The sequence below is a fragment of the Bradyrhizobium sp. SZCCHNS30572 genome (assembly GCF_032484415.1).
Taxonomy (GTDB): Bacteria; Pseudomonadota; Alphaproteobacteria; order Rhizobiales; family Xanthobacteraceae; genus Bradyrhizobium.
In genome coordinates this window covers 53,818-79,296 of record NZ_JAUESY010000002.1, presented here as the reverse complement: position 1 = coordinate 79,296, position 25,479 = coordinate 53,818, and the positions used below count along the sequence as shown (strand labels likewise).

The window sequence follows — 25,479 nt, the reverse complement described above, 5'->3', positions numbered from 1 at the left end:
GCGCGGAGGCGCGGCGAGGATGAAGAGTGATGTGTGGAAACAATCGGCTCCGCACTCGCCGTCATTCCGGGGCGCCCGGAGGGCGAGCCCGGAATCCATACTCCCGATCGTGGTTATGGATTCCGGGCTCGCGCTCCGCGCGCCCCGGAATGACGATGTGGAGAAAGATGACGCTATTCGCCAGCAACGGATGCTCAGCGGCGGTCACACGGGACCGCCGCCCTGCCCCTCTAGCGGCCGCGGCCGGCGGCTTGCGGCAGGAACGGCGCCGGCTGATGCACGGGGGCGATCGCCACCGCGCGGTTGCGGCCCTCGTTCTTGGCGCGGTAGAGCGCATTGTCGGCGCGCTTCATGACGTCGGCGATCGGCTCGCCCTTCTGCTCCAGGGTCGACAGCCCGATCGAGGTCGTGACCTCGATGCGCTTCTCGCCCTTGTGCACCGAGAACGGCTCGTTGGCGACCGAGCGCCGCAAGCGCTCGGCGACCATGCCGGCGACGTGCAGGTCGGTTTCGGGCATCACGATGACGAACTCCTCGCCGCCATAGCGGCAGGCGAGATCGATGCCGCGGATCGACTTGCGCACGCGCATGGCGAACTCGCGCAGCACGTCATCGCCGGCATCATGGCCGTAATTGTCGTTGATCGACTTGAAGTAGTCGATGTCGAGCATCATCAGCGCCAGCGGCTTGCCACGGCTCGCGGCCTGGTCGGCGAGCGTCGAAAGATGCGTCTCCATGTAGCGGCGATTGTGCAGGCCCGTCAGCGCGTCGGTGATCGCCATCTCGATCGAGTTCTGGACGTTGTCGCGCAGATGGTCGGTGTAGCGGCGCTTGCGGATCTGGGTGCGGGCGCGCGCCAGCAGCTCGTTCTTGTCGACGGGACGCAGCAGATAATCGTTGACGCCGATCTCCAGGCCGCGCAGCAGCCGCGAATTGTTCTCGGCTTCCGCAATCGCGAGGATCGGCACCTGCCGGGTGCGTTCCAGCGAGCGCAGCTGGCTGCACAGCCGCAGGCCGTCGTAATCGTTCAGGTCGAGCGAGACGATGACGAGGTCGTAATTGCCTTCGGCGGCGTTGAACACGGCCTCGGCGGGATTGGTCTCGACGTCGATGGCATGCTCGGTCGCCAGCATCGGCCCGAGCCGCTCGTAGGACGACGGCCGGTCGTCGACCAGCAGCACCCGCCCGCCCTTGCCGGCGTCGGCAACCGCGTTGCGCTCGGGCGCCTGCACGCCGATCTCGAGCGAGGTCAGCGCGCGCATGCGCAGCTCGTCCGTCATCATCTTCAGCCGCGTCAGCGAGCGCACGCGCGCGATCAGCACGACGTCGGAGACGGGCTTGGTCAGGAAGTCGTCGGCACCGGCCTCCAGGCCGCGCACGCGGTCGGACGGGCTGTCGAGCGCCGTCACCATGACAACCGGAATGAAATGCGTGGCCGGATTCGACTTCAGCCGGCGGCAGACCTCGAAGCCGTCCATGTCCGGCATCATGACGTCGAGCAGGATGATGTCGCATTCGGCGCGCTGGCAGATCTGCAGCGCCTCGGCGCCGTTCGCGGCGGTCAGCACGTCGAAATATTCGGCCGACAGCCGCGCCTCCAACAGCTTGACGTTGGCCGGGACGTCGTCGACGACGAGGATACGCGCGGACACTGCAGAAACTCCTTAGCCGATAAAGCGGCGTACCGTTTCAATGAATTTTCCGACCGAGATCGGCTTGGAAAGATAGGCTTCGCAGCCACCCTCGCGGATGCGCTCCTCGTCGCCCTTCATGGCAAAGGCCGTCACTGCCACCACCGGGATGGCACGCAAATCCGGATCGTCCTTGATCCATTTCGTCACTTCCAGGCCCGAGACCTGCGGCAGCTGGATGTCCATCAGGATCAGATCGGGGCGGGTCCGGCGCACGATGTCGAGCGCCTCCACGCCGCTGGACGTACCGGACGTCTGGTACCCGTGGGCTTCCAACAGATCGCGGAAGAGCTTCATGTTGAGCTCATTGTCTTCCACGATCAGGACGGTCTTGCCCATCCGCCCCTCCGAATCACTGACACCGGCATGTCCTCTGGCGGACGCCTGTCCACCGCTACTCATCTAATTCAAACTAGCCCCAGATTCGTTCTAAGCCGTTAAGTCGGTATTCGATCTTTCCCCGAGATGGTTTCCACTTGCTTGAACCCATTCCGAAGACTCGGGCATGATGGGCGCAAAGTAGAGCCGACAAGTTAACGGAAAGGCAAATCCGCCGTTGAAAAAGCCCGTTCGAAATCCGCGCGAAGTCGCTGAAATCGTTGCAGTTCAGGCCCTCGGCTTCCTGGCCGGCGAACCGGAGCGGCTGGGCCGCTTCCTGGCCGAGACCGGGATTGGGCCGGAGACGCTGCGATCCTCGGCGGCCGACCCCAATTTCCTGGTCAGCGTGCTCGATTTCATGCTGCGCGACGACGAGACGGTAAAGGCTTTTGCCGCCCACTCCAAGTTACATCCGACCAATATCATGGCAGCACGGCAGGTATTGGGCGACCGGCAGTGGGAGCGCGACGTGCCGTGACCGAGCGGGCGCCAGCGAGCGGGTCGCGCGCGGTCGCCGGGCCGGCCTGCTTCTGCCGCGACTGCCTGACGGACCTCGATGATGGCGCGCGCCGCTGTACGGTCTGCGGCTCGCCGCGCCTCGTCCGCCATCGCGCCCTGCCCGCGCTGACGCTGGCCCATATCGACTGCGACGCGTTCTATGCGACCGTCGAGAAGCGCGACAATCCCGAGGTCGCCGACCGGCCCGTCATCATCGGCGGCGGCAAGCGCGGCGTGGTGTCGGCCGCCTGCTACATCGCCCGCACCTATGGCGTGCGCTCGGCGATGCCGATGTTCAAGGCGCTGGAGCTGTGTCCCGCGGCGGTCGTGATTCCCCCGGACATGGCGAAATATGTCCGCGTCGGCCGCGAGGTCCGGCAGGCCATGCAGGCGCTGACGCCGCTGGTCGAGCCGCTGTCGATCGACGAGGCGTTCCTGGATCTCTCCGGGACCGAGCGCGTCCACGGCATGATCCCGGCAAAGGTGCTGGCGCGCTTCGCCCGCGAGATCGAGCAGCGCATCGGGATCACCGTCTCGGTCGGGCTGTCCTGCAACAAGTTCCTCGCCAAGATCGCCTCCGATCTCGACAAGCCCCGCGGCTTCGCCGCGCTCGGCCAGGACGAGGCGCCGGCGATGCTGGCCGACAAGCCGGTCGGCTTCATCTTCGGCGTCGGCCCCGCCACGCAGCAGCGACTGGCGAACCAGGGCTTCCGCACCATCGCCGACCTGCAGCGTGCCGACGAGATCGAGCTGATGAAGCAGTTCGGCGGTGACGGCCGCAGGCTGTGGCGGCTGGCGCGCGGCATCGACGACCGCAAGGTCGTGGCTGATCGCGGCGCCAAGACGATCTCCAGCGAGACCACCTTCGACACCGACATCCGCGACTACGCGACCCTGGAAAAGACCCTGTGGCGGCTGTCGGAGAAGGTGTCGGCACGGCTGAAGGCGAGCCAGCTCGCCGGGTCGACCATCACGCTGAAGCTGAAGACCGCGGACTTCCGCCAACGAACGCGCTCGCATTCGATCGCGGCGCCGACGCAGCTCGCCGGCAAGATCTTCGCAATCTGCAAGGAGATGCTGGCGCGCGAGACCGACGGCACGGCGTTCCGGCTGATGGGCGCAGGCGTCAGCGCGCTGCGCCCGGGCTCGGAGGCCTCCGACACCGACATGCTCGACCGCCGCTCGGCCTCGGCCGAGCGCGCGATCGATGCGCTACGCAAGAAGTTCGGCCAGGCCGCGGTCATCCGCGGCATCGCCTATGACGGCCCGGAGCAGACGGAATGATGCCCCGGTCAATTGCTGCAGGGCTTGCCGTCCTTCACGTCCTTGACGTCGAACTTGCCGAGCGCGCCGGCGATGACGAAATCATTGTAGTCGAGCACGAGCGCGCGCGAGACGCCGTTCTCGTAGAGCTCGAACGACATCGCGTAGACCGGCGTCTGCTCGCCCTCGGCCCGCTTGGCGTCGCGGTCATAATAGCTGACCGTCACCGGCCAGCGCGTCATCTTCTTCATCTCGTCATTGTCGGTCGAGGCGTCGGGCTTGGCGGCGGCCTTGTCGGCCGGCACGGGCGCACCGATCACGGTCAGCGTGTTGTAGACCTTCTCGCCATTGTCCGAGCCGTCATAGACCGTCAGCTCGAGCAGCGACTTGCCCTCGCGCGCGGCGGCGATGATGCGATGAATCTGCTCGGTCGGAAACACGGTCGAGCCGTCGAGCGTGAAGGTCTTCGCCTCGGGCTGCTTGAGCTTGACGGTGATGTGATCGCCGGTGCGCTCGGCGATACCGTCGACCGGGCTGGAGGCCTGCTCGTTCATGCGCGAGTCGATCTTGAAGCGGTAGCTCTTGCCGGCGCCGTCCTCCCACGCGGTGGAGCGCAGGTCGCTCAGGGTCACCTTGCCCTCACCGAGATCGAGTTCGGAGACCTGGCGGAATTCCGAAGTGTAGCCGTTGCAGGCGTTGCCGGAGAAATTGTAGAGGATGCGGCCGCGCGCGCTGTTGACGGGGCTCGAGCCGCGCGACTTGACCAGGCTCAGGTCATAGAGCGCCTGATGCGGCAGGAACGGCACCGCCGCCCCGGCCTGCGCCGGACCGAACGTGATCGCCGCGACGGCGAGCGCTCCCATCGACAGTCGGAACGAATGAGCCATGAGTTTTCCTCGGAGGACGTATCGCTGAACCGTCACATTAGAGATCGCTGCATTGCGTCGCAACTGCGGCTGTCTCACGGAAACGTGCGCTTAAAGCGCCGGAATCGCGTCGGTGCTGGCTGCTTGCATGTCACTGGCAACTGCGCCAAACAGGGCCTCGGTCCGGCACGGGACCGGCTTTCAGGCGACAGAACGGGGATTCGAGATGGCGGGTACGGTTGAACAGAATCTGGCGGCACAGGGCATCACACTGCCGGCACCAAAGGCGCCGGTGGCCAATTACGTCCCGTTCGTGCGCACCGGCAACCTGCTGTTCGTGTCGGGCCAGGTCTGCCTCGGCGCCGACGGCAAGATGATCGCCTCCGGCAAGCTCGGCGGCGGCGTGTCGATCGAGGACGGCTATGCGGCCGCGGAGGGCTGCGGGATCAACCTGCTCGCCCAGGTCAAGGCGGCGGTCGGCGATCTCGACAAGGTCGTGCGCGTGGTCCGGCTCGGCGGCTTCGTCAATTCGGCGCCCGATTTCCTCGACGGGCCCAAGGTGCTCAACGGCGCCTCCGACCTGATGGTCGCAGCGTTCGGCGACAAGGGCCGGCACGCCCGCACCACCGTCGGCGTGTCGGCGCTGCCGTCGGACGCGGCGGTGGAAGTCGAAGGTGTGTTCGAGGTTGAGTGAGAGAGAGCGCATGATCCGGAATAGTGCGCGGCGGTTTTCCGACGAGATCATGCGCCAGCAAAACGGACGGGGCGAATGCGCGCACCTGACTGGCTGACGGCCCGCCCCGTCGCCCATCGCGGCCTGCACGATGCTGATCGCGGCATCATCGAGAACATGCCGGCCGCCGCACGCGGCGCCGTGGCCGGCAACTTCGCCATCGAATGCGACATCCAGCTGTCGGCCGATGGCGAGGCCATGGTGCATCACGACTATGATCTCGGCCGCCTCACCGAGGGCACCGGCCCGCTGATCGAGAAGACCGCGGCAGAGCTGAAAGCGATCAAGTTCAAGCAGACCGACGAGCAGATGATGACGCTCGGCGACCTCTGCAACCTGATCGCCGGGCGCGTGCCGCTGGTCATCGAGGTCAAGAGCACGTTCCAGGGCGATCGCCGGCTGGTCCGGCGCATGGCCGAGGTGCTGGCGTCCTACTCCGGCCCGGTGGTCGGGATGTCGTTCGATCCGGACCAGGTCCGCGCCTTGCGCGAGACCATGCCGACGCTGACGCGCGGCATCGTCGCGCAGCGCAGCTACGAGGACGGCTACTGGGCCAAGCTGACCCAGGCGCAGCGCGACAGCATGCTGCATCTCAAGCATGGCTTCAGCAGCCAGCCGCATTTCGTCGCCTATTGGGTCGAGCAGCTGCCTGCGCCTGCCCCCTGGATCGCGCGCAACGTGTTCGGCTGCCCGCTGCTGACTTGGACCGTCCGCACCCCCGAGCAGCGCGCCGCCGCAGCCCGCTATGCGGATCAGATGATCTTCGAGGGGTTTACGCCGGAGACGTGACGCCGGCCTTGAACTCGCTGCTGCGATGCACGATCTTCAGGGCGTGGCATCTGGGGCGTCCCGGCCGGGGCGTGCCGTGCCGGCCCGTTTGACAAGGATTCGATGGCATCGCCTGAGATCACGCTCGAAGCCGTTCCCGGGATCAACGAGGTCCCGGCCGCAGCATGGGACGCCTGTGCCAATCCCGAGGGCCGCGTCAGTCCCGGCTCATCTTCCGCCTGCGGGCGCGGCTACAATCCTTTCATCTCACACGCGTTTTTCTCGGCGCTCGAAGCCTCCGGCTCGGCCACCCTGCGCACCGGCTGGGCGCCGCGCCATCTGGTGGCGAAGATGGGTGACGAGGTCCTCGGCGTCGTGCCGTGCTACCTCAAGTCCCACTCCCAGGGCGAATATGTCTTCGACCGCGGCTGGGCCGATGCCTATGAGCGGGCCGGCGGGCGCTACTATCCGAAGCTGCAGGTCTCGGTGCCGTTCACACCGGCCACAGGGCCGCGGCTGCTGATCCGCGCCGACCAGGACCGGGACATGATCGGCAATGCCCTCGCCCAGGGACTGAAGGCGCTGTGCGGGATCAGCGAGGCGTCCTCGGTCCACGTCACCTTCGCCCGGCAGGCCGAATGGGAGCGGCTCGCCGCGCAGGGCTTCCTGCAGCGCACCGATCAGCAGTTCCACTGGCACAATCAGGGTTTTTCCACCTTCGACGATTTCCTGGCGACGATGAATTCGCGCCACCGCAAGGCGATCAAGCGCGAGCGGCGCGACGCATTGGCCGCCGGCATCACCATCCATTGGCTGACCGGCAAGGACATCACCGAGGACGCCTGGGACGCATTCTTCGAATTCTACATGGAGACCGGCTCACGCAAGTGGGGCCGGCCGTATCTCAACCGCAAGTTCTTCTCGCTGATCGGCGAGAGCATGGCCGACGACGTGCTGCTGGTCATGGCCAAGCGCGAGGGCCGCTGGATCGCCGGCGCGATCAACTTCATCGGCTCGGACACACTGTTCGGGCGCAACTGGGGCGCCATCGAGCACCACCCGTTCCTGCATTTCGAGGTCTGCTACTACCAGGCGATCGACTTTGCGATCCAGCACAAGCTCCAAGTCGTCGAAGCTGGCGCTCAGGGCGAGCACAAGATCGCGCGCGGCTACCTGCCGCAGACCACCTACTCCGCGCACTACATCGCCGACCGCGGCCTGCGCCGGGCCATTGACGACTATCTCAAGCGCGAGCGCGCCTATGTCGAGGAAGCCGGCCGCGAACTCGCCGAATCCGCCCCGTTCCGGAAAGGCATGGACGAGCCGTCTTGACCGGCGACACGTGCCGGTGAGAGTAAGGCGCACCAAGAGGAACCGCTTAAGGGACTGCCCATGACCGCCTACGATCCCAACAATCCGTTCGCGAAGATCCTGCGCGGCGAATTCCCCTGCACCAAGGTCTATGAGAACGACCACGTGCTGGCGTTCCTCGACATCATGCCGCGCGTGCCCGGCCACACCCTGGTGATCCCGAAGGCCGCTGCACGCAACATCCTCGACATCACCGAGGAGGACTATCTCCACGTCGGCCGTGCCGTGCGCACCATCGCCCGTGCCGCCAAGACCGCGTTCGCCGCCGACGGCATCACGGTGCAGCAGTTCAACGAGCATGCCGGCGGCCAGATGGTGTTCCACCTGCACGTCCACATCATGCCTCGCCGCAACGGCGATTCCCTGCTGCCGCCGGCGAGCCGCAAGGAAGATCCGAAGGTGCTGGAGGAGAACGCCGCCAAGCTGATTGCGGCGCTGAAGGGCTGATCAGGCCTCGTCGAGCCCGATGTCGAGCGCGGCCGACGAATGCGTGATCCAGCCGACCGAGATCAGGTCGACGCCGGCCGCGGCGATCGCGGGCGCGGTCTCCACGGTGATCCGGCCCGAGGCTTCGGAGATGGCCTTGCCGCTGATCATGCCGACCGCGGTTTCGAGCTCCGCCGGCGTCATGTTGTCGAGCAGCACCGCATCGACGCCCAGCGTCAGCGCCTGCTCGAGCTGAGCCAGAGTGTCGACCTCGACCTCGATCTTGACGAGATGGCCGGCATGGGCCTTTGCGCGCGTGATGGCAGCCTGGATGCCGCCGGCGATGGCGATGTGGTTGTCCTTGATCAGGACGGCGTCATCGAGCCCGAACCGGTGATTGCCGCCGCCCCCCGCGCGCACCGCATATTTCTCCAGCGCGCGCAGGCCCGGCGTGGTCTTGCGGGTGCAGACGATCTGCGCCTTCGTCCCCTTCACCGCCGATACCAGGGACGCCGTCGCGCTGGCGACCCCGCTCAAGCGGCAGAGGAAGTTGAGCGCCACGCGCTCGCCGGTCAGGAGCGCCCGTGCCGGGCCGCTGATGGTCGCGATCGCGTCTCCCGGCGCCACGGGGCTGCCGTCGGGCCGCACGATCTCCATGCGCACGTCCGGCGAGACGACCTGGAAGGCGCAGCGCGCCACATCGAGGCCTGCGATCACGCCGTGCTGGCGCGCCCGCAGCTTCAGCGATGCGCGCTGCTCGGCGGGGACGATGGCATCGGTGGTGATGTCGCCGGCGCGGCCGAGATCCTCGAGCAGCGCCATGCGCACCAGCGGCTCGTAGAGCAAGGGCGAGAGAGGATTGAGACTCATGGCACTGCGCTCCTGGACGGCGTCTGCTCGGCGTCGACAATGTCGCGGGCAACCGCGATCGCCTCGGGCAGAGTGAGGCTGGATGGCTGCGCGACGGGCAGCGTGCCCGGATGATCGCTGCGGAAATGCGCGCCGCGGCTCTCCTCCCGCGCATGGGCCGCGACCGCGAGCATCAGGCCGACCACCGCCGGGTCAGCCATGGACCCGGCCTGCTCTGCCAGCGGAAGCAGGCCGCTGACGGCAGCCGCGATCGTGCGACGCTCGCGCATCACGCCGAGCGCATGCGACAGCAGCGGCCGTGCGGCCGACGGATCGGACGCCGGCGGAATGGCAGCCACCGCGCACGGCTTGCCCGCACGCTGCGGCGCGCCTGCCACGCTTTCGGCCACCCATTGCGCGCAGACGATCGCTTCCATCAGCGAGTTGCTGGCGAGCCTGTTGGCGCCGTGCAGGCCGGTGCGGCTGACCTCGCCACAGGCCCACAAGCCCTCGACCGTGCTGCGTCCCATCGTGTCAACAGCGATGCCGCCCATATGATAGTGCACGGCCGGCCGCACCGGGATCGGATCGCGCGCGGGGTCGATGCCCGCCATGCGGCAGAACGCGCTGATCACGGGATAGCGCGCGGCGAAATCCTTGCCCGGCTTGTTGCGCGCATCGAGGAACACGCGGCGGCCTTGCGCACGGCGGCGCCATACCGCCCGCGCCACCACGTCGCGCGGCGCCAGCTCAGCGCCGGGCTCGTCGGCCATGAAGCGCGTGCCGGTGTCGTCGATCAGGACGGCGCCATCGCCGCGGATCGCCTCGGTGAGCAGCGGCAGCGGCCGCGACGGTCCGTCGAACGCGGTGGGGTGAAACTGCACGAATTCGAGATCGGACAGCACGGCCCCGGCCCGCGCCGCCAGCGCGAGGCCCTGGCCGAAACAGCCGGCCGGATTGGTGCTGTCGAGGAACAGGCCGCCGATGCCGCCGGTTGCGATCACGACGCGTGTCGTGGCGAGGATCAGAGCCTGATCGCCGCGCGCCGCAGCCACGCCCTGGATCGCGTTGTCATTGACGATCAGCCGGCGCGCCTCGACGCCTTCGAGCAAGGTCACCGAAGCACAACGCCGCACAGCCGCGATCAGCGCGCGCATGATCTCGCGTCCCGTGCCGTCGCCCGTCGCATGCACGATCCGGTTGCGGCTGTGTGCGGCCTCCAGGCCCAGACGCCAACGTCCATCCGCACCTCGGTCGAACGCAACGCCAAGCTGCGCGAGGCGCTCGACCGCGGCCGGCGCCGCATCGATGATGCGGCGCGCGGCGGGCTCGTCGCACAATCCGGCTCCGGCGGCGAGCGTGTCCTTCAGATGCAGCCCCGGATCATCGTCATCGCCAACCGCGGCGGCCAGTCCACCCTGCGCCCACATGCTCGACGCCTCGGCGCCGAGCGGCGACTTCGACAACAGCACGACCGGCTCGGGCGCAAGCTGCAGCGCCGTCATCAGACCTGCGGCACCGCCGCCGATGATCACGGGACGGCCGATCAACTTCGAAACATCGATGCTCATGATGCCAGCATCCTTTCCACTGCGCGCCGCGCGCGCTCGGCCATCGCGGGATCGATCGTGACCTCGTGCGTGTTGGTCTCGAGCGCGTGGCGGATGTTCTTCAGGGTGATCCGCTTCATGTGCGGGCACAGATTGCAGGGGCGGATGAACTCGATGTCGGGATGGAGCACGGCGACATTGTCGCTCATCGAACATTCTGTCAGCAGCACCACCCGGGCCGGCCTTCTTGCTCCGACGAAGTCCGACATCGCCGCGGTGGAGCCGGCGAAGTCCGCCTCCGCCACGACCTCTGGAGGACATTCCGGATGCGCGAGCACGGTGACACCAGGATGGTTGTCGCGCAGCGTGCGGACGTCCTCGGCGCTGAAGCGCTCATGCACCTCGCAATGCCCTTTCCAAGCCGTGATCCTGACCTTCGTCTGTGCGGCGACGTTCCGCGCGAGATATTCATCCGGCAGCATGATGACGTGATCGACACCGAGCGACTCGACCACCGCGCGCGCGTTGCCGGAGGTGCAGCAGACGTCGGACTCGGCCTTCACCGCCACCGACGTGTTGACATAGGCGACCACGGGCACGCCCGGGTGGCGCGCGCGCATCAGCCGCACGTCGTCGGCGGTGATCGACTCCGCCAATGAGCAGCCCGCCTCTACGTCGGGGATCAACACCGTCTTGTCGGGATTGAGCAGCTTGGCGGTCTCGGCCATGAAGTGGACGCCGGCGAGCACGATCACCTCGGCATCGACCTTGGTCGCTTCGCGCGCCAGCAGCAGGCTGTCGCCGACGATGTCGGCGACGCCGTGATAGATTTCGGGCGTCTGATAGTTGTGCGCCAGCACCACGGCATTGCGCCGGCGCTTCAGCGCCAGAATGGCTTCGACATCGTCCTCGAAGACAGCCCATTCCGGCGGCGGGATCACCCGGCTCAGACGCTCAGCAAGCGATGCATTCGGCGCGACGGCGGGCAGGACAAGATCGACCATTTATACTCTCCGTGAGCATAAGATGGCTTATACTTATCCTGAGCATAAGCTGTGTCAAGAGCGGGAGATCAAGATCGCGAGAGCGGCAGCTTGGTTCCGACCACCGCCCGCTCGGCCAGCACGCCCTGCCGGAAGCGGAACAGCTTGGCCGGCCGGCCAATCGTGTCGGCAGCAATTGCGCCTGTCTCTTCAACCAGTTCCTGCTGCTCGATGAGGCGGCGGAAGTTCTGCTTGTGCACGAGCCGGCCGGCGAGAGCCTCGACGCTGCGCTGCAATTGCAGCAGTGTAAATTCTTCCGGCATCAACTCGAACACGACCGGCCGGTATTTGATCTTGGCGCGCAGGCGGGCAATGCCGGTGGCGAGAATCCGACGGTGATCACCGATCATGGCGCGCCCGGGCAGCATCGGCTGGCTGGCCCCCTTCTCGCGCACGCTCTCGGGGATCAGCGCCGCCTCATACAGCAACTCATAGCGCTGCAGCGTCAGTTCCTCGTTCCACTCGCGGCCATCGAGACCGAAGGTGATGGCGGCGCGCTGCCACCTCGTCTTTTGCAGCGCCGGCTCGTCGGCGGCTCGCGCCCAGGCCTTCAGCTCCGGCGCGATGATCTTGGCCAGGATCGTCGGCGGTCCGTCGCGATGATCCTCCCACGGGAAGTAGTCGTACCACGACGACCATTGCGCATCCGCGCCCTCACGCCCCTCTTCCTCGCGGGTCAGGCCGAGATAGCTGATGGAGATGCGGTGCGGCGCGTCGGGATCGCCGCCGCGACCGCGGTCGGCGAAGGTGTAGAGCTGCTCGACATAGCCGAGGGGATGACCGGTCTGCGCCTCGACCCAGGCGCGCAGCCCCATCTGCAGTGAGCGGTGCGCGAACTGAAACGGTCCGCTCGGCAGCGCCGCAGCATGCTCGATCGTCATGATCTTCGGGTGTCCGTCGGTCACCGCCACCAGCACGGCGACGAGGTCCGCCGTGATCGCATCCAGAGCCGTCACCGTCTTCTGCGGCCGCTTGTTCACCTTCGACATCCGGATCCGTCGGTCCTATTTGTCATCCTCACCCGCCGCCGCCGGCGTGAACGCGCAATGATCCGGCTTCAGGTCGATCAGCGGCGTCTCGTCGAGGCAGTCGAGACCGCGCACCAGCACGGTGTTGCCTTCCAACGCGACGAAGCGGACGGTCGACACGCCGATCGGATTGGGACGCACCGGCGAGCGCAGCGCGAAGGTGCCCCGGGTTTCGCCGTCATGATGCCGCGGGCTCTGCTTGACGAGATCACGGCGCGCCCGGTTGAGCCAGTACAGCACCTGGAGGTGGCTGAAGGCGTCGATGCCCTGCAGCGCCGGCACCCAGGGCTCGAAGATCTCGAGTCGGCACACCGGCCCCTCGAAGCTGCCCTGCCGCGGCGTCTCGAGCCGCGAGGTCCAGGGCGTGCAGATGCGGCCGATGAAATACAGCGTGGCGTCGCGCGGCTGGGGCGCGTCGACGGCAACTTCTCCCGGACGGAGATCGGAATCAGTGGTCATTGCGGAGTCCTTGGATCCTCCCGGCAATCTATCCGAACCTCGGCTCACCGCAATTGCGGTCGCGCAAGATCGCGCAACTCAGCCGAGCCACCATTTGCCGGCCAGCATCGCGGCTTCGCCGCAGACGACACCGGCAAAGATCGAGCGGCGGCTCGCCATGAAGGCCGCAAGGCCGGCAACGACGGCACCGTAGCGCAGCCCCCAAGGCACGCTGGCGAGCGCGCCCGGCGGCTGCACCAGGATCTGGGCGATGACCCCCGCCAAGATGGCGGTCGCGACCGCCTTGACCCACATCAGCAGGTCCGAGCCCTCGTCGAGCCCGCTGCCGAACCAAAGTCCGAGCAGGCGCCAGATCTGGTTGGGGATCACGCCCGCCACCAGCAGCACCACGAGCGCATGCCAATCGCCGATGAAGTCGCTCATGCCAGCCCCCGCCGCTCGCGCCATTTGTGCGCCCCGAACGCGAGCGTTCCGGCGACGACGCCGCTGACCAGGATGTCGACGCCGCTGTCGAGCTGGGCGGCCAGAGGATACAGCACGAGGCCGAGACCGAGCGCGAGCACGTCGGCAAGCTCCCTGGCGTTGCGCAGGGTCGAGAACAGGAAGGCCAGCGGCGTCAGCAAGAGCACCGCGGCGCCGAATGTCTGCGACAGATTGGCGGCGAGAAGATACCCGATGATGGTCGCGATCAGCGCGATCCCCATCAGGCCGGTGCCGAGCCCATGCACGAAGGCGATGCGGCGCTCGCGCGGCACATGCGGCAGGAAGCGATAGCATTCGACCCACAGGGTCACGGCGGTGAAATGCGCGATCAGCACCAGGTGCCGCCGCTTGGTCTGCGGCGAGCGGATCAGCGGCAGCACCGCCACCACCATCGGAAACAGCCGGATCGCGCTCATCGTGACCGCGATCGCAGATTGCAGAATGGTCTGGCCGGAGCCGAGCGTGGAGACCAGGATGATCTGCGCTGGACCGGCCCAAACCAGCACCGTGCTCAGGATCGCCCAGAGCATGCTGAAACGGGTATCGTGGGCGAGCGCGCCGATGCCGATGAAGGTGACGAACAGCACCAGTGACAGGATGGTCGCTGACGTCGCGCGCAGCCCCCAGCCGAAGGCGCGCAGTGAACCATGCCATTGCGGCGAATCGAGCGGAGGAAGTGTCACGGGCGGCCCAGCGGAACGAACCGCGATAAGGCTGGTGAAAGCCGCTCGCGTCAACCGCCATCAGGCGCGCGCGGGTCTGCGTCCGGCGCAGCCATCCCCCACACGCAGCGCTGAGGCAGCTCTATCCGGAGCGATTGCGCAGCACGAAGCAGGCACCGCCGGCCTCGCGGATCCGACTGCAGAGCGCGTCGGCCTCGGCCCGTGTCTCGGCGCCGATCCGCACCTGGTAGAAGGCGCGGTTGCCGCGCGAGCGCATCACCGACGACAGCAGGCTCGGGTCGCGGTCGCCGATGACCGGGCCAAGCCCCTTGATCGCCCGCGAATACATCGCGAGCGCCTTGTTGCGGTCGAAGCCTGCAGCCAGTTGGACGCCCCAGGGTTTCGCGGCCGACAGCGCCACATGCTGCTCGAGCTCCGTGACGAACGGATTCGGCGCGCGCTTCAACATCGCCATCAGCTGACGACACGAGGTCGGCGGCGGGCTTGGCGGCGTCTTGCCGCCGTTACCGGCGGCCGCCCACTCATCGATCGTGGCTCCCGTGATGGCCGAGACGTAGTTGCGGGTCTCCCAGGGCATCTGCCCCTTGCCGGCGAGCCAGTCCTGCACCCGGCGCGGCCCCGCATTGTAGGCCGCCGCCGCGAGCCCGAGATTGCCGAACTGGTCGCGCAGCTCGGCCAGGAACTGCGCCGACTTCGGCAGCGCCTGAACCGGATCGAACGGATCGAGCAACTGGCGCTCGTTCGCCGTGCCCGGCATGAACTGCGCGATTCCCTGCGCGCGCTGGCCGTTGCGCGTGACCGGCCCGACTGCATCGCTCTGGAAGCGGCTCTCCTGCCAGATCACGCGAGCGAAGAATTCGAGCGGCAGATCATTCGCCTTGGCTGCGGATTCGATCATCAGGCAGATTGCCTCGCGCGTACCGCTCTCCTTGGGCTCCTCGGACTTGTTCTCCGAGCTCTCTGCCGCAGCGTCTGCCGGCTTGGCAGCCTCCTGCGGCGAATCCTGCCGGGCGCCGTCCTTCGGATCAGCCGGCACGGCAGCGTCACGGTCGGAGGCCTGCTCCGCCGCCACGCCGGACAAGGGCATGGTCAGCATCAAGGCAAGGCCGAGACAGGCAATGCGAGCAACCGAAACCATGGAAAGCATCGTGAGCGCGGTGCAATGGTTGAATTCTGCCGACAGACAAAGCCCAGGACCATGCGGGGTTCCACCGCGCGGCGCCTTGACACAGCGAACGAGCCGGCTAGCAATCCCCGAGTGCCGCAGGGAGCGCGACGGATGACCGCACCGACCGACGACAGACTCGGCTTCGCGCCCGAAAGCGATGCGCCATTGTCCTACATGGCGCGCACGCGCGACTACTATCTCGCGATCGGCTATGACACGCCCTATCGCTGGGCTCACTACACGTCGGCGCCGTTCCATCCCTTGCGCAAGCCGCTCGCGCAGTCGCGCGTCACCGTCGTCACCACGGCCGCGCCTTTCGATCCCGCCAAAGGCGATCAAGGCCCCGGCGCGCCCTATAATGGCGGCGCCAAGTTCTACGCCGTCTATGACGGCGACACGTCGGCGCAGCACGACCTGCGCATTTCCCACATCGCCTATGATCGCGCGCACACCTCGGCCGAGGATTCCGGCACCTGGTTTCCGCTGCCACAGCTCCTAAGGCTGGCAGGTGAAGGCCGCATCGGCGCGGTCGGACCGCGCTTCTTCGGCGCGCCGACCAATCGCAGCCACCGCGTCACGATCGAGACCGATGCGCCGGAGATTCTCGCGCGCTGCCGCGCCGACGAGATCGACGCCGTCGTGCTGGTGCCGAACTGTCCGGTGTGCCACCAGACCGTGAGCCTGGTGGCACGGCATCTCGAAGCGAACGGCGTCGCAACCGTCGTCATGGGCTGCGCCAAGGACATCGTCGAGCACGCCGCCGCGCCGCGCTTCCTGTTCTCGGATTTTCCGCTGGGCAATTCCGCCGGCAAGCCGCACGACGCGGCCTCACAGGCCTTCACGCTCGAGTTGGCTTTGCGTGTCCTCGAGAGTTCACCAGCCGCACGCACGACCGTGCAATCGCCTTTGCACTGGAGCGACGATCACGGCTGGAAGCGCGACTACAGCAATCCGGCCATGCTCGCGCCGGACGAGCTGGCGCGGCGGCGCGCCGAGTTCGATGCGCAGAAGGCGATCGCGCGGCAGGTTCGTGGAAAGCAGGTGTGAAAGCCACACTCGCGCGAAACTCGCCCGGGAATTTCTTCGGATAATGCTGATTGCGCTTGCCGTCCCGCTCCAGTTGCGCTTGAGTTCCCCCGGGTTTGAAGGGGGCAGTACCAAATGAGAGTTGTAGCGTTGGTGGCGCTGTGCGCCGCGCTGGGAGGCTGCGCGTCCGTAACGCGGGGTACAACCGAGACGATCAGTGTCGCGTCGACGCCGTCCGGGGCCGAAGCCACGATCGCCGGTCTCGAAGCGCCGATGACCTGCACGACGCCCTGCTCGTTCGTCGCCAAACGCAATGCCGACATCTCCGTCACCATCGAAAAACCGGGCTACGAGACCCAGATCATCCCGTTGACCAAGGACATCCCGGCGACCGGCGCGGCCGGCTTCGCCGGCAACATCCTGGCGGGCGGCCTGATCGGCATGGGTGTGGACGCAGCGACGGGCGCGGCGACCGACCACAAGCCGAACCCGGTGATCGTCACCTTGCAGCCGCGCATGGCGGCGCCGGCAGGCCGTCCGCAGCGGCCGCCGCGGCGGTCGGCCCCGCCGCCGGCACAACCGGAGGCCGGGACCTAGCGCCCGCCAAGCCTGTCAGCCAGCCGCCGATGGCGCCTCGCCGGGAGTGACCGTGTCGACCGGCAACGCAAACTGCTCGACCCGGTTGAGCGGCTTCTTGTTGAGCAGCAGCCGGGTGACGTCGGGGCGCGAATAGTGTCCCGCCGGATCGGCGGCATTCTTGGCGATGCCGATCATGCCCAAATCGATCTCGGCGATCAGCAGGCCTTCCTGCTCCGGCGGCAGCTTCTCGGCGAGCGAAGAGCCGTCCGGACCAAAGATCGCGGCGTGGCCGCCGCCGACATGCAGCAGCGCGTGCTTGTCGGGCCGGTCACACAGTTCGTCGATCATCGCCTGCGAGACGGTGGCGCACGGCGCCAGCACGAAGCACGAGCCCTCGACCGCATAGACGCGCGAGGCGGCGTTGTTGACCTCGGCGCCGAGCGCCGGCGCGAACGGATCGTACAGCGAGAAGCTCGGCCACGCCGCGACGTGCACCTGCTCGTTCTGCGCGTACATCGCGTATTTCGACAGCGGCTGCAGATGCTCCCAGCAGCACAGCGCACCGATCCGGCCGATGTCAGGCCGGTCGTGCACGGCGAGATCGCTGCCGTCGCCCTCGCCATAGACGGTGCGCTCAGCATGGGTCGGCCGCAGCTTGCGGCGCCTGGCGATGGTCTCGCCGTCCGGGCCGATCAGCCATTGCGCGATGTACAGGCTGCCGCCGTCGCGCTCGGACAGTCCCAGCACGGCCGTGAGCCTGGCCTTGCGCACGGCGGCGCGCAGCGCCTCGGCCTGCGGGCTGTCGTAGGCCAGCGAATTGTCGAAATAGCGCTGCACGAAGCCACGGCCGATGCACCAGGCCGGCGAGTCCATCCAGATGTGCCAGGGATAGCCGGGGATGAAGACCTCCGGAAACGCGATCAGCTTGGCGCCCTTGTTGGCCGCGTCCTCGATCAGGGCGATGGTCTTCTTGATCGAGGCGTCCAGGTCGAGCCAGGCCGGCGCCGCCTGCACCACCGCCACCTTGTATTTCGGATGTGCCAGTCCCATCGCTGCTGCTCCCTGATGCCCGTGCGCGGCGGTGGCGCCGCGACCGGGCCAACTATTGACGCCAGCCGGCTTTCGCGCTCGTCTCCCACGGAACGAAAATTCGACTACGGCCGAGGCGAAGACCCCGGCCGGGCCCGGAATTTGCTGCATTGCCACAGATCAAGCCGGCACAGGTGCAGGGGGAGACGGAGCGATGCCGATCCTGTTCACCACCGACGGAAGCCCGGACCACCGCCGGCTGGCGCGGTGGCAGGACATCGTCTGCGACGTCTATGTCGGGCTCGACTGTACGTCCGATCTCGGCAGCGCGTTTCGCGGCTCGGTGACCCACACCGCGTTGGGACGGGCTGTCTGCTCCGAGGTTGCCTCGGACCGGCAGCGCGTGCACCGGACCTCGCAGCGGATCTCCCGGGCGGATGCCGACTTCGTTCTCGTCGCATTCGGACGTGAGGGAATCGGCGGCGTCGTCCAGGATGGCCGCGACACCGTGATCCGGCCCGGCGAGTTCGCGATCTACGACACGACCCGCCCCTATGAGCTGCAGTTCGACGCCGCGTTCAAGCAGATCGTGTTCAAGCTCCCGCGCGAGATGCTGCAGCGCCGGATCGGCCCGACGGAGACCGTGACGGCGATCAGCTTCGGCCCCGACAGCCCGCTCCAGCCCCTTGCCCATGAGTTCATCGTCAGGCTCTGCGAACGCGCCGAGCACATCGGCCCCGAGCATGCCGAACCTCTGGCCAACCAGGCCGCCGACCTGCTCGCCATGACCTTGGCCGAGCGGCTGCGCGCACAACCCCTGCCCGCCTCGAGCCATCGCGCAACGCTGCTCTATCGGATCAAGGCGCACATCCGCACCCGACTATCCGACGCCGGCCTCTCACTGCCGGAGATCGCACGCGAGGTCGGGCTATCGACGCGCTACGTCAATGATCTGTTCTCGGACGAGGAGACGTCGTTCCAACGCTTCGTGCTGGCCGAGCGGCTCAAGCAGTGCCGGCGCGATCTCGGCTCGCCGATGCTGGCGCATCGTCAGATCAGCGAGATCGCGTTTTGCTGGGGCTTCAATGACCTCTCGCATTTCGGCCGCGTGTTCCGCGAGCAGTTCGGCCTGTCGCCACGCGAGTGGCGGCGCAGCACCTCGAAGCGCTAAACTCCCTTGCAACGCGCCGGCCGCATGCGCTGGCCGGCCGGACCGGATCTGCGATGCGCCGTTTTGCCTTGAAGGCTCTGTTTACCCTGCTGACGCTGAACCGGGATGATGACGATCCTCCCCGTTGGGATCTGATCATCCTGATCGGCTCGACGATCGTGAGCATTGGCCTGATCGGGCTTTACGCCTATGGAAAGGCCACTGGCCGCTGGTAAGGCCGGATAAGGTCGGGTGGACGTGACATGATCATGCGAGCGGGGCTCGGGTTGGCTTTGACGTGCCTGCTCACAGGCTCAAGCCATGCGCTGGACAGCGAGCAGAAGCGTGGAAAAGCGCTCTTGCAAAGCCTTTGCAGCCGATGCCATGCGGTAGGTCTCACGGGCGCCAGCCGGCACCCCGACGCGCCCCCGTTCAGGACCTTCGGTGACAGCAAGCTCTACGACGAGGATTTCGCCCAACGGCTGCAGGCCGGCCTGTCGACCATTCACAAGGACATGCCGAGCTTCCAGTTCGATCGCGCCGAGGCAGAGGCCGCGGTCAATTACCTCAAGGCGATCCAGGTCCGCCCCAAACGGCGGTGACACACCGGCGCGCTCCTCTGGCATGGAACGGGACTTGTACGGCCCGGTTGCCCGTTCCCGTTCATGGTCCGCGGCCCGACTGCGGCCGGAGCCCGCATGATGACGCCGACGACCACGGGTCTGCACGCCGACGGACTGCCGCTGCCGCAGCGCACCTGGGCGATCGTGACGATCGCCCTCGGCATCGTGCTGGCCGTGATCGACGGCGCCATCGCCAATGTGGCGCTGCCGACGATCGCCCGCGACCTCCATGCGAGTCCTGCTTTTTCGATCTGGATCGTCAACGGCTATCAGCTCGCGGTGACGATCTCGCTGCTGCCACTGGCCTCGCTCGGCGAGATCATCGGCTATCGGCGGGTCTATCTCGCCGGCCTCATGCTGTTCACGGCTGCCTCCGCCTTCTGTGCGCTGGCCGACAGCCTGCTACTGCTGACGCTCGCGCGCATCCTGCAGGGCTTCGGCGCCGCCGGCATCCTCAGCGTCAACTCGGCGCTGGTGCGTTTCACCTATCCGCACGCTCTGCTCGGCCGCGGCATCGGCATCAATGCGATGGTGGTCGCGGTCTCCGCCGCACTCGGTCCGACCATCGCCGCCGGCATCCTCGCCGTCGGTAGCTGGCCGTGGCTGTTCGCGATCAACGTGCCGCTCGGCATCGTCACCTTCGTCTTCGGCTTCCGCTTCCTGCCGCATACGCCGCGCGCGCCGCACATGTTCGATTGGCAGAGCGCGGCGCTGAGCGCGGTCGCCTTCGGCTTCCTGATCGCCGCCGTGGACAGCCTCGGCCATGGCGAGGCGCTGGTGACCTGCGCGATCGAGTTCGTCGTCGCCGTCACGGCCGGCGTGTGGCTGGTCTGGCGCCAGACCCACATGGCCTCGCCGCTGCTGCCGGTCGACCTGCTGCGCATTCCGGTGTTCGCCCTGTCGATCGCGACCTCGATCTCGTCGTTCTGCGGCCAGATGCTCGCCTTCGTCGCGATCCCCTTCTATCTCGAAAGCCATTTCGGCTATTCGCCGGTGCAGATGGGCCTGCTGATCACGCCGTGGCCGATCGCGGTCGGCCTGACGGCGCCGATTGCGGGGCGGCTGGTCGAGCGCGTGCCGGCCGGGCTGCTCGGTGGCATCGGTCTCGTGATCTTCGCATGCGGGCTCGGTGCGCTCGGCCTGCTGCCGCGCGAGCCGTCGGCATGGGATGTCGTCTGGCGCATGGCGCTGGCCGGCTGCGGCTTCGGCCTGTTCCAGACGCCGAACAACCGCACCATGATCGCCGCTGCGCCACGCGAGCGCGCCGGCGGCGCCAGCGGCATGCTCGGCACGGCGCGCCTGCTCGGCCAGACCACGGGCGCGGCCCTGGTCGCGATGTTTCTCGCGATCGACGCGACCGACGGCACGCGGCTGTCGCTCTTGACCGGGGTCGGTTTCGCGCTGGTCGGCGCGTTCCTGAGCATGCTCAGGCTGTCGCCGGCCGGCGCGCGCGGCGCCGAGCGCGTCCGCGTCCAGGACGGCCAGCGGCTGAAGGGCGAGTCGTGACAGCGATGACGGACTGGACGATGCTGGCCCTGCTCGCCCTCGCCGCCTTCGGCTCGGGCATCGTCAATGCGCTGGCCGGCGGCGGCGCGTTCCTGACCTTCCCGACGCTGCTCGCCGCCGGCATTCCCGCGATTGACGCCAACGCTTCCAGCACCGTCGCGCTCTGCCCCGGCCAGTTCGTCAGCGCTTGGGCCTCCCGTGAGATCTTGAACGACGCAAAGGCGCCCTGGCGCCACGACCTCGTGCGGCTGTCGATCATCAGCCTGCTCGGTGGCACGCTCGGCGCCGTGCTGCTCTTGGTCACACCGTCAGCCGCCTTCAGCCGGCTGGTGCCCTGGCTGTTGCTGTTCGCCACGATCGTGTTTGCATTCGGCATGCGTTTTACGCCCAAGGATGGCGCGCGCTGGTTCGGGCCGCGGACCATCCAGGCGGTGCAGTTCGTGATCGCGATCTATGGCGGCTACTTCGGCGGCGGCATCGGCATCCTGATGCTGGCGGCCCTGGTGTTCTACGGCATGCGCGACATTCGCGCCATGAACGGCATGAAGGTGCTGCTCGCTGCGCTCATGAATATGACGGCCTCCGCCATCTTTGCGTTCTCAGGCCGCGTGCATTGGCTGGAGACGCTGACGATGATGGGCGCTGCCATGGTCGGCGGCTTCGTCGGCGCGCGGCTTGGCCAGATCATCCCGCCGGCCCATGTGCGCCGCTTCATCATTGCCGTCGGCTGCGGCCTGACGGTGTATTTCTTCGTCAAGCCGGCCTGAGCCGGACGTCGCATCAAAGAACCTCGCGTCAAACGAAAAAGGCCGGCGCGATGGCCGGCCTTTCGTAGTCATCTCGTAGCGTCAGGCCTACGCCTTGACCAGCGGTCCCTTCGGCGCCGGCCCCTTCGAGCCGCCGCCGGACTTCGGCTTGCGCTTGCGCGCGGCCGGAACTTCGGACTTCGGCGTGACCGGGCCCTCGACGAACTCGAAGCCGATCTTCTCCTCGACGCCGGATTCGTCCTTGACGAGAACGACACGGACGTGACCGCCGCCCTTCAGCTTGCCGAACAGCACCTCGTCGGCCAGCGGCTTCTTGATGTGCTCCTGAATCACACGACCCATCGGCCGCGCGCCCATCTGCTCGTCATAGCCGTGCTGGATCAGCCAGGCCTTGGCCGGTTCCGACAGCTCGATCGTGACGTCGCGGTCGGCGAGCTGGGCCTCGAGCTGCAGCACGAACTTCTCGACGACCATTCCGATCACCTCGACGTTGAGGTGCGCGAACGAGACGATGGAGTCGAGCCGATTGCGGAATTCCGGCGCGAACTGCCTGTTGATCGCCTCGTGGTCGTCACCTTCCCGCTTCGAGCGATGGAAGCCGAACGCCTGCTTGGCCATGTCGGCCGCGCCCGCATTCGTGGTCATGATCAGGATCACGTTGCGGAAGTTGACCTGCTTGCCGTTGTGGTCGGTGAGCCGGCCGTGATCCATGATCTGCAACAGCACATTGTACAGGTCCGGATGCGCCTTCTCGATCTCGTCCAGCAGCACCACGCAGTGCGGATGCTGGTCGACGCCATCGGTCAGGAGGCCGCCCTGGTCGAAGCCGACATAGCCAGGAGGCGCGCCGATCAGGCGCGACACCGTGTGCCGCTCCATGTACTCCGACATGTCGAAGCGCAGCAGCTCGACGCCCAGGGTCGAGGCGAGCTGCTTGGCGACCTCGGTCTTGCCGACGCCGGTCGGACCCGAGAACAGGTAGCAGCCGATCGGCTTCTCCGGCTCGCGCAGGCCGGCACGGGCCAGCTTGATCGAGGCCGACAGCGAATCGATCGCCTTGTCCTGGCCGAACACCACGCGCTTGAGGGTCTGCTCGAGATGCTTGAGCACCTCGGCATCGTCCTTCGACACGCTCTTCGGCGGGATCCGCGCCATCGTGGCGATCGTGGTCTCGATCTCCTTGATGCCGATCGTCTTCTTGCGCTTGTTCTCGGCCAGCAGCATCTGCGCCGCACCGGATTCGTCGATCACGTCGATCGCCTTGTCCGGCAGCTTGCGGTCATGGATGTAGCGCGACGACAACTGCACCGCGGCCTCGATGGCCTCGTTGGTGTATTTCAGCCGGTGATAGTCCTCGAAGTACGGCTTCAGCCCCTTCAGGATCGCGATCGCATCCTCGACCGACGGCTCGTTGACGTCGATCTTCTGGAACCGGCGCACCAGCGCGCGGTCCTTCTCGAAATGCTGGCGATACTCCTTGTAGGTCGTCGAGCCCATGCAGCGGATCGAGCCCGAGGCCAGCGCCGGCTTGAGCAGGTTGGACGCATCCATCGCGCCGCCCGACGTCGCACCGGCACCGATCACGGTGTGGATCTCGTCGATGAACAGGATCGCGTTAGGATGCGCCTCGAGTTCCTTGAGCACCTGCTTCAGGCGCTCCTCGAAGTCGCCGCGATAGCGCGTGCCCGCGAGCAAGGTGCCCATGTCGAGCGAGAACACGGTCGCGGCCGACAGCACCTCCGGAACCTCGCTGTCGACGATGCGCTTGGCGAGGCCCTCGGCGATCGCCGTCTTGCCGACGCCGGCTTCGCCGACGAACAGCGGGTTGTTCTTCTGGCGCCGGCACAGCACCTGGATGGCGCGGTTGATCTCGGAGTTTCGGCCGATCACCGGATCGATCTTGCCGTCACGCGCCTTCTTGTTGAGATTGACGCAATAGGTTTCCAGCGCCTCGCCCTTTTTCTTGGAGTCCTCGTTGCCCTTGGCTTCGGTCTCCTCGTCGACGCCGCGAACCGGGCGCGCTTCGGAGACACCAGGGCGCTTGGCGATGCCGTGGCTGATGTAGTTCACGGCATCGTAACGCGTCATGTCCTGCTCCTGCAGGAAGTACGCGGCGTGGCTCTCACGCTCGGCGAAGATTGCGATCAGCACGTTGGCGCCGGTGACCTCTTCGCGGCCCGACGACTGAACGTGGATCACGGCGCGCTGGATCACGCGCTGGAAACCTGCGGTCGGCTTGGCGTCGTCGCTGCCGTCCGTGACCAGATTTTCGAATTCGGTTTCGAGGTAGTTCACGAGACTGCCGCGCAGCTTGTCGAGGTCGACGCTGCATGCGCGCATCACGGCCGCTGCATCGGAGTCATCGATCAAGGACAGAAGGAGGTGTTCCAGTGTCGCGTATTGATGATGACGCTCGTTGGCGATCGCCAGCGCACGATGCAGGGATTGTTCAAGGCTTTGAGAAAAAGTCGGCATGCGCGTCCTCTGTGGCCCCTTGCCATCATGATCGCCGCCGCCCGGTCAGGCAACAACAACCTTCGTCAAATATAGTTATAACCGAGTGCGACAAAAGACCGGCCGAGCCGCTCGATTACGGGTTCACCGGATCGTCAATGCAAAACCCGTTCCGATTGCGGCAAATCCGGCTGCGACAACCGAACGGCGCACGCCGCCGAGCGGGGAGAGATAAGGACCAGAGCGGCCGTAATTCTTCGGACGAGAAGTGAAACCTGCCCGGATTGCGCTGACCTCGTCTGCGGCAATTTGCGGCTTTCGATGCCCTTCGTCCGATGCCGATTCGCGGTGATCAATCGCGCAGCGCCCCAGCCCCCGCCCCTGGCTTGCAGATGCGCGCGTCGGCGGCCCCCTTCGCGGAGGGAGCCGGCTATTTCTTCTCCATCACACACTGCAACGGGTGCTGGTGCTTGCGGGCGAAGTCCATCACCTGCGTCACCTTGGTCTCGGCGATCTCGTAGGTGAAGACGCCGCACTCCCCGATGCCGTGATGATGCACGTGGAGCATGATCTTGGTCGCGGCCTCGACGTCCTTGTTGAAGAACTTCTCCAGGACGTGAACGACGAATTCCATCGGTGTGTAATCGTCGTTCAGGATCAGGACGCGGTAGAGGTTGGGGCGCTTGGTCTTCGGCTTGACCTTGGTGATCACGGACGTGACCGGGCCACCGGTGCCACCGGACTTGTTGTCGTTATTGCTCATCCTGGGCGCGGATCGGTTCAATCTGGAAGTTGGCTGCGACATCTTGCACGCGTTAGATATGGCTGCGAGGCTCCCAATAAAGAGTTTCCCTCGGAGGGTTGCTCTCAATAAGGGGTGCCCCCCGACCTGTCCCCTGCCGGGCCGCTTTCCGCCACCCGGTCCTGCTTTCCAGATCGCCTGTCCCAGCCGACCGGTCCGGTCGGACCGACACCGGGAATATGGGTCAGCGCCCGGTTTGCCGCAAGCGCAGGCCCAGGACGGACCGACGCTCCGGCAGGACCGATTCCCTGCCCCGGCGATGAGGCGCAAGGTTAATCAAACCGGT

Annotated in this window: 27 protein-coding genes; 13 read left to right on the top strand and 14 right to left on the bottom strand. The window is 66.7% G+C overall.

Going from position 1 to position 25,479, the window contains the following annotated elements; all coding sequences use genetic code 11:
- Positions 1–230 precede the first annotated feature (230 nt).
- On the bottom strand, positions 231–1,652 hold the full coding sequence (locus QX048_RS05305) for a PleD family two-component system response regulator (protein WP_315718396.1): 1,422 nt from the start codon (positions 1,650–1,652) through the stop codon (positions 231–233).
- Positions 1,653–1,664: 12 nt separating this feature from the next.
- The gene (locus QX048_RS05300) at positions 1,665–2,030 is read right to left on the bottom strand and encodes a response regulator (RefSeq protein ID WP_008964019.1); all 366 of its coding nucleotides are present in this window, start codon (positions 2,028–2,030) and stop codon (positions 1,665–1,667) included.
- Between the two features lie 217 nt (positions 2,031–2,247).
- Between QX048_RS05300 and QX048_RS05295 the strand changes: the two genes are divergently transcribed.
- Both QX048_RS05295 and QX048_RS05290 read left to right on the top strand, forming a co-directional pair.
- On the top strand, positions 2,248–2,547 hold the full coding sequence (locus QX048_RS05295) for a DUF3572 domain-containing protein (RefSeq protein ID WP_316165120.1): 300 nt from the start codon (positions 2,248–2,250) through the stop codon (positions 2,545–2,547).
- Positions 2,544–3,851, top strand: a complete 1,308-nt coding sequence (locus QX048_RS05290; RefSeq protein WP_316200379.1) for a DNA polymerase IV — start codon at positions 2,544–2,546, stop codon at positions 3,849–3,851. Before QX048_RS05295 ends, QX048_RS05290 begins: the two co-directional genes overlap by 4 nt.
- Before the next feature lie 8 nt (positions 3,852–3,859).
- Here the strand turns inward: QX048_RS05290 and QX048_RS05285 are convergent, their stop codons facing one another.
- Positions 3,860–4,717, bottom strand: coding sequence for a cell envelope integrity EipB family protein (locus tag QX048_RS05285; RefSeq protein ID WP_315718393.1), 858 nt, complete (start codon positions 4,715–4,717; stop codon positions 3,860–3,862).
- Between the two features lie 205 nt (positions 4,718–4,922).
- Here QX048_RS05285 and QX048_RS05280 point away from each other — a divergent pair, with 205 nt between their 5' ends.
- From QX048_RS05280 to QX048_RS05265, 4 genes are all read left to right on the top strand, one after another.
- Positions 4,923–5,390 (top strand): RidA family protein, encoded by a 468-nt coding sequence (locus QX048_RS05280; RefSeq protein WP_315827261.1) that lies wholly within the window; start codon positions 4,923–4,925, stop codon positions 5,388–5,390.
- Positions 5,391–5,465: 75 nt separating this feature from the next.
- Complete coding sequence (locus QX048_RS05275) at positions 5,466–6,218, top strand: glycerophosphodiester phosphodiesterase (protein WP_315827262.1); 753 nt, start codon at positions 5,466–5,468, stop codon at positions 6,216–6,218.
- A 102-nt stretch (positions 6,219–6,320) separates the two neighbouring features.
- A complete protein-coding gene (locus QX048_RS05270) occupies positions 6,321–7,529 on the top strand; it encodes a GNAT family N-acetyltransferase (RefSeq protein WP_315827263.1) in 1,209 nt (402 codons plus the stop codon).
- 60 nt (positions 7,530–7,589) lie between these two features.
- A complete protein-coding gene (locus QX048_RS05265; protein WP_315752984.1) occupies positions 7,590–8,015 on the top strand; it encodes an HIT family protein in 426 nt (141 codons plus the stop codon).
- On the opposite strand, the gene nadC is transcribed toward QX048_RS05265, so the two are convergent.
- The 8 genes from nadC to QX048_RS05225 all read right to left on the bottom strand — a co-directional run bounded on the left by nadC (position 8,016) and on the right by QX048_RS05225 (position 15,176).
- Positions 8,016–8,864 (bottom strand): carboxylating nicotinate-nucleotide diphosphorylase, encoded by an 849-nt coding sequence (nadC, locus tag QX048_RS05260; protein WP_315827264.1) that lies wholly within the window; start codon positions 8,862–8,864, stop codon positions 8,016–8,018.
- The gene (locus QX048_RS05255) at positions 8,861–10,414 is read right to left on the bottom strand and encodes an L-aspartate oxidase (protein WP_315827265.1); all 1,554 of its coding nucleotides are present in this window, start codon (positions 10,412–10,414) and stop codon (positions 8,861–8,863) included. Before QX048_RS05255 ends, nadC begins: the two co-directional genes overlap by 4 nt.
- Positions 10,411–11,397 carry a quinolinate synthase NadA gene (nadA, locus tag QX048_RS05250; RefSeq protein WP_315827266.1) on the bottom strand — a complete coding sequence of 329 codons (987 nt, stop codon included), beginning with the start codon at positions 11,395–11,397 and terminating at the stop codon, positions 10,411–10,413. Before nadA ends, QX048_RS05255 begins: the two co-directional genes overlap by 4 nt.
- A gap of 68 nt (positions 11,398–11,465) precedes the next feature.
- The gene (locus tag QX048_RS05245; protein WP_315827267.1) at positions 11,466–12,425 is read right to left on the bottom strand and encodes an NrtR DNA-binding winged helix domain-containing protein; all 960 of its coding nucleotides are present in this window, start codon (positions 12,423–12,425) and stop codon (positions 11,466–11,468) included.
- Between the two features lie 15 nt (positions 12,426–12,440).
- Positions 12,441–12,923, bottom strand: coding sequence for a tRNA (N6-threonylcarbamoyladenosine(37)-N6)-methyltransferase TrmO (tsaA, locus tag QX048_RS05240; RefSeq protein WP_315827268.1), 483 nt, complete (start codon positions 12,921–12,923; stop codon positions 12,441–12,443).
- A 78-nt stretch (positions 12,924–13,001) separates the two neighbouring features.
- Positions 13,002–13,346 (bottom strand): AzlD domain-containing protein, encoded by a 345-nt coding sequence (locus QX048_RS05235; RefSeq protein ID WP_315718383.1) that lies wholly within the window; start codon positions 13,344–13,346, stop codon positions 13,002–13,004.
- Positions 13,343–14,089, bottom strand: coding sequence for an AzlC family ABC transporter permease (locus tag QX048_RS05230; protein WP_315827269.1), 747 nt, complete (start codon positions 14,087–14,089; stop codon positions 13,343–13,345). Before QX048_RS05230 ends, QX048_RS05235 begins: the two co-directional genes overlap by 4 nt.
- A gap of 121 nt (positions 14,090–14,210) precedes the next feature.
- Complete coding sequence (locus tag QX048_RS05225) at positions 14,211–15,176, bottom strand: transglycosylase SLT domain-containing protein (protein ID WP_409999256.1); 966 nt, start codon at positions 15,174–15,176, stop codon at positions 14,211–14,213.
- Positions 15,177–15,368: 192 nt separating this feature from the next.
- Between QX048_RS05225 and QX048_RS05220 the strand changes: the two genes are divergently transcribed.
- Positions 15,369–16,304 carry a glycine reductase gene (locus tag QX048_RS05220; protein ID WP_315827271.1) on the top strand — a complete coding sequence of 312 codons (936 nt, stop codon included), beginning with the start codon at positions 15,369–15,371 and terminating at the stop codon, positions 16,302–16,304.
- Positions 16,305–16,418: 114 nt separating this feature from the next.
- A complete protein-coding gene (locus QX048_RS05215) occupies positions 16,419–16,880 on the top strand; it encodes a PEGA domain-containing protein (protein WP_315718380.1) in 462 nt (153 codons plus the stop codon).
- A 15-nt stretch (positions 16,881–16,895) separates the two neighbouring features.
- On the opposite strand, the gene QX048_RS05210 is transcribed toward QX048_RS05215, so the two are convergent.
- The gene (locus tag QX048_RS05210; RefSeq protein WP_315827272.1) at positions 16,896–17,912 is read right to left on the bottom strand and encodes a carbon-nitrogen hydrolase family protein; all 1,017 of its coding nucleotides are present in this window, start codon (positions 17,910–17,912) and stop codon (positions 16,896–16,898) included.
- Between the two features lie 193 nt (positions 17,913–18,105).
- On the opposite strand from QX048_RS05210, the gene QX048_RS05205 reads away from it, so the two are divergent.
- The 5 genes from QX048_RS05205 (at position 18,106) to QX048_RS05185 (ending at position 21,937) form a co-directional block, all read left to right on the top strand.
- Complete coding sequence (locus QX048_RS05205; protein ID WP_315827273.1) at positions 18,106–19,062, top strand: helix-turn-helix domain-containing protein; 957 nt, start codon at positions 18,106–18,108, stop codon at positions 19,060–19,062.
- Positions 19,063–19,115: 53 nt separating this feature from the next.
- The gene (locus QX048_RS05200) at positions 19,116–19,277 is read left to right on the top strand and encodes a hypothetical protein (RefSeq protein ID WP_315804132.1); all 162 of its coding nucleotides are present in this window, start codon (positions 19,116–19,118) and stop codon (positions 19,275–19,277) included.
- Positions 19,278–19,304: 27 nt separating this feature from the next.
- A complete protein-coding gene (locus QX048_RS05195) occupies positions 19,305–19,643 on the top strand; it encodes a cytochrome c (protein ID WP_315827274.1) in 339 nt (112 codons plus the stop codon).
- 99 nt (positions 19,644–19,742) lie between these two features.
- Positions 19,743–21,170, top strand: coding sequence for an MFS transporter (locus QX048_RS05190; protein ID WP_315827298.1), 1,428 nt, complete (start codon positions 19,743–19,745; stop codon positions 21,168–21,170).
- A 5-nt stretch (positions 21,171–21,175) separates the two neighbouring features.
- Complete coding sequence (locus tag QX048_RS05185) at positions 21,176–21,937, top strand: sulfite exporter TauE/SafE family protein (protein ID WP_315827299.1); 762 nt, start codon at positions 21,176–21,178, stop codon at positions 21,935–21,937.
- A gap of 87 nt (positions 21,938–22,024) precedes the next feature.
- Here QX048_RS05185 and clpA read toward each other — a convergent pair whose 3' ends face one another.
- Positions 22,025–24,412, bottom strand: coding sequence for an ATP-dependent Clp protease ATP-binding subunit ClpA (gene clpA, locus QX048_RS05180; protein WP_315718374.1), 2,388 nt, complete (start codon positions 24,410–24,412; stop codon positions 22,025–22,027).
- 409 nt (positions 24,413–24,821) lie between these two features.
- A complete protein-coding gene (clpS, locus tag QX048_RS05175) occupies positions 24,822–25,154 on the bottom strand; it encodes an ATP-dependent Clp protease adapter ClpS (protein ID WP_008960690.1) in 333 nt (110 codons plus the stop codon).
- Between the last annotated feature and the right edge of the window lie 325 nt (positions 25,155–25,479).